The organism is Clostridiales bacterium, assembly GCA_025757645.1.
Lineage (GTDB): Bacteria > Bacillota > Clostridia > Oscillospirales > Oscillospiraceae > CAG-103.
Map to the genome: position 1 here is coordinate 1096210 of CP107216.1, position 12408 is coordinate 1108617.

Genomic DNA, 12408 nt, shown 5'->3' on the forward strand with positions numbered 1-12408 from the left:
CCGGCCGTTTTGCGTTTAAAAAAGATTTCAGAAATTTTTCGAGATTTTCGGCCCAGAATCGTGTATAATCAGGAGCATCCATTCGGAAAGGAACTCTGCCATGTCCCGAAAGACAAGAAAACGCGGCCGCCGACGGCTGCTTGTCATTGTGGTGCTGCTGGCGCTGATCGTCTTCGGCGTGTTTGCGCGCGGTCTGTTCACGAGCGGCAAGACGACGGCCGAGCGCGCGCAGCGCGAGCTGGACAGCTATGCCGAGAAAAATGATGCCTCGCTCGATGATTATCCGGACGCGCTCGTGCAGCTCTATGCCCGCAATCCCGACGCGCGCGATTTCGTGCGCGACTACCCGAAGAAAAAAGATCTGACCCCGACGATCGACCTCAGCGGCCTTGCCGGGTCGGAGACCGTGCCGCTGCTGCTGCAGTGGGACGAGCGCTGGGGCTACCGCGAATACAACGAGAGCATCATCGGCCTGGCCGGCTGCGGGCCGACGTGCCTGTCCATGGTCACGATCTACCTCACCGGCGACACGACGAAGGACCCGCTCTGGATGTGCCAGTTCGTGGAAGCGCACCAGTTCAACGTGCCCGGCAGCGGCAGCAAGTGGGCGCTCATCTCCGAGGGCGGGCGGATGCTCGGCCTGGACGTGACGCAGATCCCGCTGGACAAGGACCGCATCTACCGCAATCTCGACGTTGGCAATCCGATCATCGTGGTCGTCGGCCCAGGCGATTTCACGACCGACGGGCACTTCCTCGTCCTGACCGGGCGCGACGGCGACAAGATCACGCTCAACGATCCGAACAGCCCCACGAACTCCCAAAAGAGCTGGGACTATGACACCCTCGCCGGGCAGATCCAGAGCCTCTGGGTGCTGCGCCGCGCGGGCTAAGCGCCGGATAAGGAGAAGCCTCGCAGAGTTTCGCCGCCGGAGCGGCGAAAGGAAATCCTGTCATCTTTTCCGGCGATATGTGCGGCGGAAAAAATACTTCTCAGGCTGCAAGTGTGAAATTTGTGCGCCGGCGGCACACAAATTCTGCGCGCAGCAGACTGCAAGCCCTTTGTCGGAAAACCGCTTGGGTTTCCGACAGTTTTCAGCAGCGCCGTCTTCGGACGGCGCTGCTTTTTGCGTGTTTCCGGGGTTGCGGTGCGCGGGCAGATGGGCGTATAATAGCGGCATCTGAGATTTTTGCGAAAAGAGGTTACAGGATGGAATACCGTCTGGAGCATGATACCATGGGCGAGGTGCGTGTGCCTGCTGACCGTTACTGGGGCGCGCAGACGCAGCGCAGCTTTGAAAACTTCCGCATCGGCACCGAGAAGATCCCGCCGGAGGTCATCCGCGCGTTCGCGGTCGTGAAGCTCGCGGCCGCGCGCGCGAACGCGCAGCTCGGTGTGCTCGACGCCCGCCGCGCTGGTGCGATCGAGACCGCCTGCCATGAGATCCTCGACGGCTCGCTCGACGGCAACTTCCCGCTCGCCGTCTGGCAGACCGGCAGCGGCACGCAGACGAATATGAATGTCAACGAGGTCATTGCCCACCGCGCCAATGAGCTGCTGGGTGAAGATCTTGTGCACCCGAACGACCACGTCAACTGCTCGCAGAGCTCGAACGACACGTTTCCGACGGCCATGCACGTGGCCGCGCGCGTCGCGCTCGAGGAGCAGGTCCTGCCCGCCATCGGCCGCCTGACGGCGACGCTCGACCGCCTGAGCGCGGAGTACCGCGATGTGGTCAAGATCGGCCGCACGCACCTGCAGGACGCCGTGCCGCTCACGCTCGGGCAGGAGATCAGCGGCTGGAGCGCCATGCTCGGCCACGACCGCGACATGATCGTGCAGGCCTGCCGTGCGCTGAGTGAGCTTGCCCTCGGCGGCACGGCCGTCGGCACGGGGCTCAACGCCCCGGCGGCGTTCGGCGATCTGGCGGCGGAGGAGATCTCCGAGCTGCTGGGCTACGCCTTCCTGTCGGCGCCGAACAAGTTCCACGCGCTCACGAGCAAGGACCAGATGGTATTTGCCCACGGCGCGCTCAAGGCGCTGGCGGCCGATCTCATGAAGATCGCCAACGACGTGCGCTGGCTCGCTTCCGGCCCGCGCTGCGGCATCGGCGAGCTCATCATCCCGGCCAACGAGCCCGGCTCGTCCATCATGCCCGGCAAGGTCAATCCCACGCAGTGCGAGGCCGTCACGATGGTGGCCGTGCAGGTCATGGGCAATGACACGGCCATCGGCATCGCGGCGTCGCAGGGCAACTTCCAGCTCAATGTGTTCCTGCCGGTGACAATCTATAACTTCCTGCAGTCGGCGCGTCTGCTTTCTGACGCCATGGATTCGTTCGAGGCCAACTGCGTGCGCGGCATCCGGCCGAATTACGCCGTCATTCAGGCGCATCTGGACGCATCGCTCATGCTTGTCACGGCGCTCAACCCGCACATCGGCTACGAAAACGCGGCAAAGATCGCAAAGCACGCCCACGCCACCGGCCAGACGCTCAAAGCCGCGGCGGTGGAGCTCGGCCTGCTCACGGCCGAGGAGTTTGACGCCTGGGTGCGGCCCGAGGATATGGTGCACCCGAAACAGGAGGAGGCATAAGCATGGATTACGCAAAGGAATCGCTCCGTCTGCACGAGCAGTGGGGCGGCAAGATCGAAGTCAACACCCGCGTGCCGGTCTCCACAAAGGACGACCTGTCGCTCGCATATACGCCCGGCGTGGCCCAGCCGTGTCTGGAGATCCAGCGCGACCCGGACAAGAGCTACACGCTCACGCGCCGGCACAATCTCTGCGCCGTCATCACGGACGGTTCGGCCGTGCTCGGCCTTGGCGACATCGGGCCAGAGGCGGGTATGCCCGTCATGGAGGGCAAGTGCGTGCTGTTCAAGGCGTTTGCGGACGTGGACGCCTTTCCGCTGTGCATCCGCACGAAGGATGTGGACGAGTTCGTGCGCACGGTGTACCTGCTCTCCGGCAGCTTCGGCGGCATCAATCTGGAGGACATCTCCGCGCCGCGCTGCTTTGAGATCGAGCGCAAGCTCAAGCAGCTGTGCGACATTCCGGTCTTTCACGACGACCAGCACGGCACGGCCATCATCACGCTCGCGGGCCTCACAAACGCGCTGCGCGTGGTCGGCAAGCGCCTCGAGGATGTGAAGATCGTCCTGTCCGGCGCGGGCGCGGCCGCCATTTCCATCAGCAAGCTGCTGCTGAGCGCGGGCGCGCGCGACGTGACGCTCTGTGATCGCGTGGGCGCGATCTATGCCGGCCGGCCGGAGAACATGAACTGGATCAAAACCGAGATGGCCGAGGTCACGAACCTCCGCCGCCAGGCCGGCACGCTGGCCGATGTCGTCCGCGGCGCGGACGTGTTCATCGGCGTGTCGCAGCCCGGCCTGCTGACCGGCGACATGGTGCGCACCATGCACCGCGACGCCATCGTTTTTGCCTGCGCCAACCCCACGCCGGAGATCTTCCCCGACGAGGCCAGGGCCGCGGGCGCGGCCGTCGTCAGCACCGGCCGCAGCGACTATCCGAACCAGATCAACAACGTGCTGGCCTTCCCGGGTATCTTTCGCGGCGCGTTCGACGTGCGCGCGTCCGATATCAACGAACCCATGAAGCTCGCCGCCGCGCACGCGCTCTCGGCGCTCATCACGCCCGAGGAGCTGTGCGCCGATTATATCATCCCCAAGGCCTTTGACCCGCGCGTCGGCCCGGCCGTGGCCGCGGCGGTCGCGCAGGCCGCGCGCGCGAGCGGCGTCGCGCGCATCTGATCTTGAATTTTTCCCCCGCAAAGGAGACATCCTATGGATTCCTATGAAAAATCCCTGCAGACGCTGGAGCTGCCGGCCGTGCTGGCGCTGCTGGCTGCGCAGGCCGTGAGCGAAACGGCCCGCACGCAGGCCATGGCCCTGCGTCCGAGCGGCGACCGCGCCGTGGTGGCGACCCGCCTCGGCGAGACGAGCGCCGCCGCATCGATGATGGTCGTCAAGGGCAGCCCGTCGTTTTCCGGTGTGAAGGACGTACGCGCGGCGCTGCAGCGCGCGGACATGGGCGGCGCGCTCAACACGCGCGAGCTACTGGATATCGCGGGCGTGCTGCAGGCGGCGCGCTGCGTGCGCAGCTACGGCACCGGCGAGCGGCAGGACAAGACGAGCATCGACTACCTCTTCAGCGCCCTGCAGGCCAACCGCTTTCTGGAGGAGAAGATCTTCACCTCCATCACCGGCGAGGACGAGATCGCCGACAGCGCGTCGAGCGAGCTGGCGTCCATCCGCCGGCTGATCCGCGCCGCGAGCGCGCGCGTGCACGATGCGCTGCAGAAGATCATCTCCTCGCCGAGCTATGCCAAGGCGCTGCAGGAGCCGATCATCACCATGCGCTCCGAGCGCTATGTCGTGCCGGTCAAGGCCGAGCACAAGGGCGCCGTGCCCGGCCTCGTGCACGACGTGTCGGCCTCCGGCGCGACGCTGTTCATCGAGCCGATGGCCGCCGTGAAGGCAAACAACGAGCTGCGGGAGCTGCGCGCACGTGAAAAGACGGAGATCGAGCGCATCCTCGCCGAGCTCTCGGCCGAGTGCGCCGCGCACCGGGAGGACATCTCGAGCGACTTTGACGTGCTCGTGCGCCTCGACCTCATTTTTGCCAAGGCAAAGCTCGCCTACCAGCTCAACGCGATCGCGCCGGAGCTGACGGACAAGCACCTGCAGCTGCGCCGCGCGCGCCATCCGCTGCTGCCGAAGGACACCGCTGTGCCGATCGATGTTTCGCTCGGCGGCGAATTTGACACGCTCGTCATCACCGGCCCGAACACCGGCGGCAAGACCGTCACGCTCAAGACCATCGGTCTGCTCGCGGCCATGACGCAGTGCGGCCTGCACATCCCGTGTGCCGACGGCAGCACCATGCCGGTGTTCCACGAGATCATGGCCGACATCGGCGATGAGCAGAGCATCGAGCAGTCGCTGTCCACGTTCTCGGCGCACATGACGAACACCGTGCGCATGCTCAAGGAGTGCGACGACCGGTCGCTGCTGCTGTTCGACGAGCTCGGCGCCGGCACGGACCCGGCCGAGGGCGCGGCGCTGGCCATCGCCATCATCGAGCACGCGCGCAAGTGCGGCGCGCTCATCGCCGCCACGACGCATTATACCGAGCTCAAGGTCTACGCCACGACGCAGCCCGGCGTCATGAACGCCTCGTGTGAGTTTGACGTGGACTCCCTGCGCCCGACGTACCACCTGCTCATCGGCATCCCCGGCAAGTCCAACGCCTTTGCCATCTCCGAGCGGCTGGGCCTGCCGCAGGAGATCATCGACGACGCGCGCAGCCGTGTCAGCACCGAGAGCGCGAGCATGGAGGCCACCATCGAGAAGCTTGAGCAGGTGCGCCAGCTCATGGAGCGCGACCGCGCCGAGGCGGCGCGCCAGCTGCGCGAAGCGGAGGAAAACCGCCGCAAGTCCGAGCGCCTGAAGGCGGAGCTCTCCGTCCGGCTGGAAAAGGCGGACGAGAAGGCCCGCCGCGACGCCGAGCGCATCATCGGCGACGCGCGCCGCACGGCGGACGAGGTGATGCGCGAGCTCGACGCGCTGCGCAAAATGGAGAAAATGGACACCGACCACCACCGCGCCAACGACGCGCGCGCCGCCCTGCGCCGCAAGCTGAACGTGGCCGAGGACGCGGCCGCCGCCGCGGCGCACCCGCAGGTGCAGGAGAAAAAAGTCTCCGCCCGCCCGGTGCGCGTGGGCGACACCGTGCAGCTGCGCAAGATGGGCGACATCAAGGCGACCGTCACGGCCATCTCCGCCGACCGGACGCTGACCCTGCGCGCGGGCATCATGAACGTGACGGCCAAGGAACAGGACGTGTACCTGCTCGAAAACGAGAAGCCCGAGGCGCAGAAGTTTGCCGCCGCGCACGCAGCCAGCCTGCGCAATGTGGCCGCCGAGTCGGAGATCGACCTGCGCGGCATGGACACGATGGAGGCCGTCGCCGCGACCGAGCGTTTCCTCGACAACGCCGTCATGGCCAAGCTCGAGAAGGTCACCATCATCCACGGCAAGGGCACCGGCGCGCTGCGCGCAGCCGTGCAGCAGTCGCTGCGCAAAAACAAGGCCGTCAAGTCCTACCGGCTCGGCCGTTACGGCGAGGGCGAGAGCGGCGTGACCGTTGTCGAACTGAAATAAAAACAGAAAAACCCGGCGAAAAAACGCTGTGCAAAGCAACAAAAAAACGAAAATCGGTTGACGATGCCGGGCGTTTTTGATAAGATGATACAAGCATAATAGTGCATAAGGAGTGGAGAAAATGATCACGAAAGAAGCAGTCATCAACAACCTGGAGGGACTCCATGCACGGCCCGCGGTCTTTTTTATCCAGAAGGCAAACGAGTTCAAGAGCAGCATCTGGATTGAGAAAGACGAGAGACGCGTTAACGCCAAGAGCCTTCTCGGCGTCCTGTCACTTGGCATCGTGAAGGGCTCGACGATCACCCTCGTGGCCGACGGCGCCGACGAGCAGGAAGCGATCGATACCCTGACCGCACTGATCAATTCCGATTTTTCCGAGTGATCCCAACAACATGAAACCGAAACAGGGGCGTGTCATCAGCACGCCCCTGTTTTCCTGACCGCAGATTTTTTTCGGCATCGCAGGAGCAGACTATGGAAAAACTCCGACCCGACCAACTGCGCGAAAAGGCCAATATGCTCCCGCTGCTGCCGGGCGTGTACATCATGCTCGACGAGCACGGCGAGGTCATCTATATCGGCAAGGCGAAAGCGCTCAAAAACCGCGTCACGAGCTATTTTCGCGGCGAGCACCTGCCGAAGGTGGCGGCCATGGTCGCGCACGTTGCGGATTTCAATGTCATCGTCGTGCAGTCCGAGTTCGAAGCGCTCGTGCTCGAAAACTCGCTCATCAAGCTGCACAAACCCAAATACAACATCCTGCTCAAGGACGACAAGGGCTATCCCTTCGTGCGTCTGGACGTGACGCAGCCGTACCCGACGTTCTCGCTCGTCAATCATACGGAGAAGGACGGCGCGAAGTACTTCGGCCCCTACGGCGGCCGGAGCATGACGGCCGAGATCATCGACACCGTATGCAAGACGCTGCGCCTACCGACGTGCACGCGCCGCTTTCCGCGCGACATCGGCCGCGCCCGCCCGTGCCTGAATTACCACATGGGCACCTGCGCGGGCTACTGCCTGAAGGACGTCACGCGCGCGGAGTACCTCAAGGCCATCCGCGAGGCCGAGATGATCCTCGACGGCCGCACGGCGGAGCTCACGGCCGAACTGACCGAGCAGATGCAGGCCGCGGCCGATGCGCTGCGGTTTGAATACGCGGCGTCGCTGCGCGACCGGCTGCGTGCCATCCAGGGCCTGCAGAACCACCAGCGCGTCATCGCCACGGCCTACTCCGACACGGACGCCGTCGGCTTTCAGCGCGGGGCCAAGTGCTGCTTTACCGTGCTGCACTTTACGGACGGCAACCTCACCGGCAAGGACAAGTCGTTTCTCGACGAGCCGATGGAGCCGGACGGCGAGGCGCTTGCCGCGCTCGTGCAGCAGTATTATGAGGGGCGCGGCGCCTATCCGCGGCAGGTGCTGCTGCCGTGCGCGCTCGAGGGGCAGGAAGCGCTCGAGCGTCTGCTCACCGAGGCGGCGGGGCACAAGGTCGCGCTCGCCGTGCCGCAGCGCGGCGACAAGTGCCGCCTGACGGAGATGGCGGCGAACAACGCGCGCGAGGAGATCCTCATTGCGACGACCGCGGCGCAGCGCAGCCTCAAAACGCTCGAATGGCTTCAGCGTGCGCTGGAGCTCGACGCGCCGCCCGAGCGCATCGAGGCATTTGACATCTCGAACCTCGGCGATACCGGCATCGTTGCCGGTATGACCGTGTTTCAGCACGGCCGGCCGCGCAAGTCGGACTACCGGAAGTTCCGCATCCGCACGACGGACGGGCAGAACGACTACGGCGCCATGCACGAGGCGGTCACGCGCCGCTTTCAGCACTATGTGGACGGCGATCCGGGCTTTTGCCCGCTGCCGGATCTGCTGCTCATCGACGGCGGCGCGGAGCACGCGACGGTCGCACAGACGGTGCTCGACGGCTTCGGCCTGACCGTGCCGGTGTTCGGCATGGTCAAGGACGACCGCCACCGCACGCGCGCGCTCATCACGCCCGGCGGGCATGAGATCGGCATTTCCGCCAACCCCGCGGTGTTTGCCTTCATCGGCACGATCCAGGAGGAGACGCACCGCTTTTCCATCGACTATCAGCGCCGGCTGCGGCGCGAGAGCCTCTCGTCCGAGCTCGATCAGATCCCCGGCGTGGGCGAGAAGCGGCGCAACGCGCTGCTCAAGGCGTTCCGCAGCACAAAGGCCATCCGCGCGGCTTCGTATGAGGAGCTGTGCGCGGCCGTTCCGGCGGGTGCTGCCCGCGCGGTCTACGACCACTATCACCCGAAAGGAGAACCGCCATGCGTGTGATCACAGGTACGGCCCGCGGCCGCAGGCTGCGCGAGCCGGAGGGGATGGCCACCCGTCCCACGACCGATAATGTCAAGGAATCCATGTTCAACCTCATCCAGTTCGACATCGAGGGCCGGCGCGTGCTCGACCTCTTTGCCGGCACGGGCCAGCTCGGCATCGAGGCGCTCAGCCGCGGCGCGCGCAGCGCCGTGTTCGTCGATGAGAGCCGCGCCGCCGTGCAGCTCGTGCGCGCCAATCTCGCACTCTGCCGCCTGCAGGGCGACGTGGTGCAGGGCGAGTCGCTCGGCTACCTGCGCACGTGCGGAAAATTTGACCTGATCTTCCTCGATCCGCCGTATGATACGGGATTGCTTGACAAAGCACTTGAAAATGTTGTACAGTTTGACATATTAGCTGAGGGTGGTATAATCGTGTGTGAGAGCCGCCGCGAAAAGGTGCTCCCGCAGCTTCGAGCGCCGTATCATCTGCTCACGGAGCGCAATTACGGCAAGATCAAGCTCACGCTCTACGGAAAGGGAATCCACGCATGAAAACAGCGATTTACCCCGGCAGCTTTGACCCCATTACCCTCGGCCACCTGAACATCATCCGCCGCGCGTCCGGCATTTTCGACCGCGTCGTCGTGTGCATCATGCCCAACGCCGGCAAGCTGCACCCCATGTTTACCCGCGAGGAGCGCGTGGCGCTCGCGCGCCGCGTCGTCAGCCGCTTCCCCAATGTGGAGGTGGACACGTTCGACGGCCTGCTCGCCGAATACGCCAAGACCTTCCCGGAGGGTGCGGTGATCGTCAAGGGCCTGCGCGCGAACACGGACTTTGAAAACGAGTTTCAGATGGCGCTCATCAACAAGAAGATCAATCCCGAGCTGGACACCATGTTCCTGACGGCCAGTCAGAAATATACGTTCCTCAGCTCGTCGGTCGTTAAGGAGCTCGCGGGCTACGGCGCGGATCTGACGCCGTTCGTCCCGTGCGAGATCATTGACGATGTGCACGAACGCGCGACGCGCGGCGAATAAACCCGTTTCAGATCGACTTTTTCACCGGCACTGCCGGAACACGCTTTGGGAGGAAACAAAATGGACAACGAAGTCATGGAACTCATTGACCAGCTTTATACCATGGTGTCGGAGGCATGGGGCGTGCCGCTCGGCAACGAAAAGTGCATCGTCGAGCGCGACCAGGTCCTCGAGATCCTCGATGAGATCAAGACCGCCATGCCGGTGGAGCTTTCCGAGGCAAAGCGTCTGGTCTCTGCCCGCGACGAATTCATCAACAACGCCAAGCGCGAGGCCGAGGGTATCCGCAATCAGGCGGAGGAGCGCGCCCGCGCGCTCGTGGACGATCAGGAGATCGTGCGCATCGCCAAGGCCCGCAGCAACGAAATGCTCGCCTCCACGCAGGCCAAGGCCGACGCGCTGCGCCGTGCCTCGAGCCAGTTCTGCGATGAGGCGCTGCGCCGCACGGAGGAGGCCATCTCCGCCGCGCTCGGCAGCGTGCAGCAGGCGCACGCTGCGTTCCAGAACGTTGCCGGCAGCACGGCTGCGCCCGCCGCTGCCCCTGCAGCCAGACAGCCGGAGATCCGCTTCGAGGGCGAGGAAGCCCCCGAGGAGGAAACCAACTGACCTGCTTTTCCTGCACATCCGCACCGCCGCCGGTATGTCCGGCGGCGGTGGTGCGTTTTGCCGAAATTTTTCCCCGCCGGGCGCGCTTTGGGCGCTTCCGGCGGGGACTTTTTCACGCTTCGGCGGCACATCTTGTGCCGCCGTTTTCCTTTTTTCGGCGGGGAACGCAAATGCTTGTGGCCGGAAAAACCACAGTCGGCTTGACAGAATTGTCGGAAATTGCAAGAAAAAGGCGGGAATTTCTCCTTGCAATTTTTCCATCCTGCCACTATAATGAGGATTGCACGTGGGGCGAAGTGGTTTAAAAAGCATCAAAAGCCCACGCATGGGGCGCGAAAGTGCACGATTTCGGAGAAGGGGGGATGCAGCATGACCGGTATCTATCAGCATACGCTTGACGCCAAAGGCCGTCTGTTCATCCCGGCCAAGCTCCGTGAAGAACTGGGCGACACGTTCTATGTGACGGTCTCGCCCGAAAAGTGCCTGTCGGCCTACAGTCAGGAAAACTGGAAGGCGATCTCCGAGAAGGCGGCGGCCATGACCAATCTGCAGCAGCGCAAGGTGCGCCCGCTGTTCGCGTATGCGGCCCGCTGCGATCTCGACGGACAGGGACGTATCCTCCTGCCGCAGCACCTGCGTGAATTCGCCGGCCTGACCAAGAGCGTCACCGTGGTCGGCAGCAACAACCATGCGGAGTTCTGGGATAGCGCGCGCTGGGATGAGATCTGCCCGCTCGAGGCGCTGCCGGAGAACATCGCCGCCGTGATGGAGGAGCTGGATTTCTGATGGACGCCGGACATATCCCCGTGCTGCTGCACGAATGCATCGACAACCTGAACATCCGCCCCGACGGCATTTACGTGGACGGCACGCTCGGCATGGGCGGCCACTCCGAGCAGATCGCCGGCCGCCTGACGATCGGAACGCTCATCGGCATCGACCGCGACGAGACAGCGATTGCGCGCGCCGGCGCGCGGCTGGCCCCGTTCGGGGAACGCGTGCAGCTCGTGCACGGCAACTTCCGCGACACGGCCGCCATTCTCGACCGCCTCGGCATCGACGCCGTGGACGGCATGCTCTTTGACCTCGGCGTTTCCTCACCGCAGCTCGACGAGACGCAGCGCGGCTTTTCGTATATGCACGACGCGCCGCTCGATATGCGCATGGACGCGACCAGCGGCCTGAGCGCGTGGAACGTCGTCAACGAGTGGCCGGAGAATGAGCTCAAACGCATTTTGTATGAATACGGCGAGGAGCGCTATGCGCCTCGCATTGCCGGGGCGATCGTACGCGCCCGGGCGCAGCGGCCGATCTCGACCACGCTGGAGCTGGTCGATGTGATCCGCTCGGCCATGCCGGGCGCGGCGCTGCGCGAAAAGCAGCATCCCGCCAAGCGCAGCTTTCAGGCGATCCGCATCGCCGTGAACGACGAGCTGGCGGCGGTGCGCGAGATGATGGACACCGCGCCGGACAAGCTCCGCGTCGGCGGGCGGCTGTGCGTCATCAGCTTTCATTCCCTCGAGGACCGGATCGTCAAGACCGGCATCGCCCGGCGGGAGCACGGCTGCACCTGCCCGCGCGAGGCACCGGTGTGCACCTGCGGCTTTGTGCAGACGCTGCGCAGCGTCTCCCGCAAGCCGATCCTGCCCGGCGAGGAAGAATTGGAGTGTAACCCGCGCGCCCGCAGCGCGAAGCTGCGCGTTGCCGAGCGCGTCTGAGAAAGGAGCCGATCATGGCATCTCCTGCTTCGAAAAAACGCAATACCGCGCCCATGGACGGCAACGCGGCGTATGACCTGCACAGCACGGCTGCCGAAGAATACCGGTACAGTGCGCCGGTCGAGATGCCGCACGCTCCCCGGACGACGGAGGCCGTCGTCCCGGAGTCCGTTCCCACCCCCAAGCAGGCGATCGCCCCGCTGGCCGTGCTCGGCTTTGCCATTGCCGCCGTGCTGATCGTCGTGTCGCTGGTCGCGCGCGTGCAGCTCTCGCAGGCGTCGGCGGAGGTCTCGGCGCTGGAGAATCAGTATACCCAGCTGCAGGAGCAGCAAACGCGCCTGCGCATTGATTACGAGAGCGCGTTCAACCTCACGGAGATCGAGGATTACGCCATCCACGAGCTCGGCATGCAGAAGCCGCGCAGCGATCAGCTCTATTATATCAGCGGCGACGCCACGGACACGGCGGTGGTCCTTGACCAGAACGCGGCTGAACCGCTGAGCCTTGCCGACCGCCTCGGCGATTTCTTCTCTTCCATTTTGGAATATTTTCGATAAGCCAGCCTGTA

Annotated in this window: 12 protein-coding genes; all 12 read left to right on the forward strand. The window is 64.5% G+C overall.

All coding sequences use genetic code 11. From position 1 onward, the window contains the following. Nucleotides 1-100 precede the first annotated feature (100 nt). The 12 genes from OGM61_05135 to OGM61_05190 all read left to right on the forward strand — a co-directional run bounded on the left by OGM61_05135 (nt 101) and on the right by OGM61_05190 (nt 12397). Nucleotides 101-892, forward strand: coding sequence for a C39 family peptidase (locus OGM61_05135; GenBank protein UYI85462.1), 792 nt, complete (start codon nt 101-103; stop codon nt 890-892). A gap of 317 nt (nt 893-1209) precedes the next feature. Further along, on the forward strand, nt 1210-2595 hold the full coding sequence (fumC, locus tag OGM61_05140) for a class II fumarate hydratase (protein ID UYI85463.1): 1386 nt from the start codon (nt 1210-1212) through the stop codon (nt 2593-2595). Between the two features lie 2 nt (nt 2596-2597). Continuing rightward, a complete protein-coding gene (locus OGM61_05145; GenBank protein UYI85464.1) occupies nt 2598-3773 on the forward strand; it encodes an NAD-dependent malic enzyme in 1176 nt (391 codons plus the stop codon). A 33-nt stretch (nt 3774-3806) separates the two neighbouring features. Continuing rightward, nucleotides 3807-6185, forward strand: a complete 2379-nt coding sequence (locus OGM61_05150; GenBank protein ID UYI85465.1) for an endonuclease MutS2 — start codon at nt 3807-3809, stop codon at nt 6183-6185. A 121-nt stretch (nt 6186-6306) separates the two neighbouring features. Continuing rightward, complete coding sequence (locus tag OGM61_05155; GenBank protein UYI85466.1) at nt 6307-6570, forward strand: HPr family phosphocarrier protein; 264 nt, start codon at nt 6307-6309, stop codon at nt 6568-6570. A 92-nt stretch (nt 6571-6662) separates the two neighbouring features. Continuing rightward, entirely contained in the window at nt 6663-8495 is a 1833-nt protein-coding gene (uvrC, locus tag OGM61_05160; GenBank protein ID UYI85467.1) for an excinuclease ABC subunit UvrC, read from the forward strand. Then, the gene (gene rsmD / locus OGM61_05165; protein ID UYI85468.1) at nt 8486-9028 is read left to right on the forward strand and encodes a 16S rRNA (guanine(966)-N(2))-methyltransferase RsmD; all 543 of its coding nucleotides are present in this window, start codon (nt 8486-8488) and stop codon (nt 9026-9028) included. Before uvrC ends, rsmD begins: the two co-directional genes overlap by 10 nt. Beyond that, nucleotides 9025-9516 carry a pantetheine-phosphate adenylyltransferase gene (gene coaD / locus OGM61_05170; protein UYI85469.1) on the forward strand — a complete coding sequence of 164 codons (492 nt, stop codon included), beginning with the start codon at nt 9025-9027 and terminating at the stop codon, nt 9514-9516. The genes rsmD and coaD overlap by 4 nt, the downstream gene beginning before the upstream one ends. A gap of 60 nt (nt 9517-9576) precedes the next feature. Further along, entirely contained in the window at nt 9577-10122 is a 546-nt protein-coding gene (locus OGM61_05175; protein UYI85470.1) for a hypothetical protein, read from the forward strand. A gap of 369 nt (nt 10123-10491) precedes the next feature. Continuing rightward, on the forward strand, nt 10492-10908 hold the full coding sequence (gene mraZ, locus OGM61_05180; GenBank protein ID UYI85471.1) for a division/cell wall cluster transcriptional repressor MraZ: 417 nt from the start codon (nt 10492-10494) through the stop codon (nt 10906-10908). Next, complete coding sequence (gene rsmH, locus OGM61_05185) at nt 10908-11840, forward strand: 16S rRNA (cytosine(1402)-N(4))-methyltransferase RsmH (GenBank protein UYI85472.1); 933 nt, start codon at nt 10908-10910, stop codon at nt 11838-11840. The genes mraZ and rsmH overlap by 1 nt, the downstream gene beginning before the upstream one ends. A gap of 14 nt (nt 11841-11854) precedes the next feature. Continuing rightward, nucleotides 11855-12397 (forward strand): cell division protein FtsL, encoded by a 543-nt coding sequence (locus tag OGM61_05190; GenBank protein UYI85473.1) that lies wholly within the window; start codon nt 11855-11857, stop codon nt 12395-12397. The last annotated feature ends 11 nt before the right edge of the window (nt 12398-12408 follow it).

Coding starts and splice junctions, on each gene's coding strand:
- OGM61_05190 (UYI85473.1), top strand. CDS start 11,855: ATGGCATCTCCTGCTTCGAAAAAACGCAATACCGCGCCCATGGACGGC.
- uvrC (UYI85467.1), top strand. CDS start 6,663: ATGGAAAAACTCCGACCCGACCAACTGCGCGAAAAGGCCAATATGCTC.
- rsmH (UYI85472.1), top strand. CDS start 10,908: ATGGACGCCGGACATATCCCCGTGCTGCTGCACGAATGCATCGACAAC.
- rsmD (UYI85468.1), top strand. CDS start 8,486: ATGCGTGTGATCACAGGTACGGCCCGCGGCCGCAGGCTGCGCGAGCCG.
- OGM61_05135 (UYI85462.1), top strand. CDS start 101: ATGTCCCGAAAGACAAGAAAACGCGGCCGCCGACGGCTGCTTGTCATT.
- OGM61_05145 (UYI85464.1), top strand. CDS start 2,598: ATGGATTACGCAAAGGAATCGCTCCGTCTGCACGAGCAGTGGGGCGGC.
- OGM61_05175 (UYI85470.1), top strand. CDS start 9,577: ATGGACAACGAAGTCATGGAACTCATTGACCAGCTTTATACCATGGTG.
- mraZ (UYI85471.1), top strand. CDS start 10,492: ATGACCGGTATCTATCAGCATACGCTTGACGCCAAAGGCCGTCTGTTC.
- coaD (UYI85469.1), top strand. CDS start 9,025: ATGAAAACAGCGATTTACCCCGGCAGCTTTGACCCCATTACCCTCGGC.
- OGM61_05150 (UYI85465.1), top strand. CDS start 3,807: ATGGATTCCTATGAAAAATCCCTGCAGACGCTGGAGCTGCCGGCCGTG.
- fumC (UYI85463.1), top strand. CDS start 1,210: ATGGAATACCGTCTGGAGCATGATACCATGGGCGAGGTGCGTGTGCCT.
- OGM61_05155 (UYI85466.1), top strand. CDS start 6,307: ATGATCACGAAAGAAGCAGTCATCAACAACCTGGAGGGACTCCATGCA.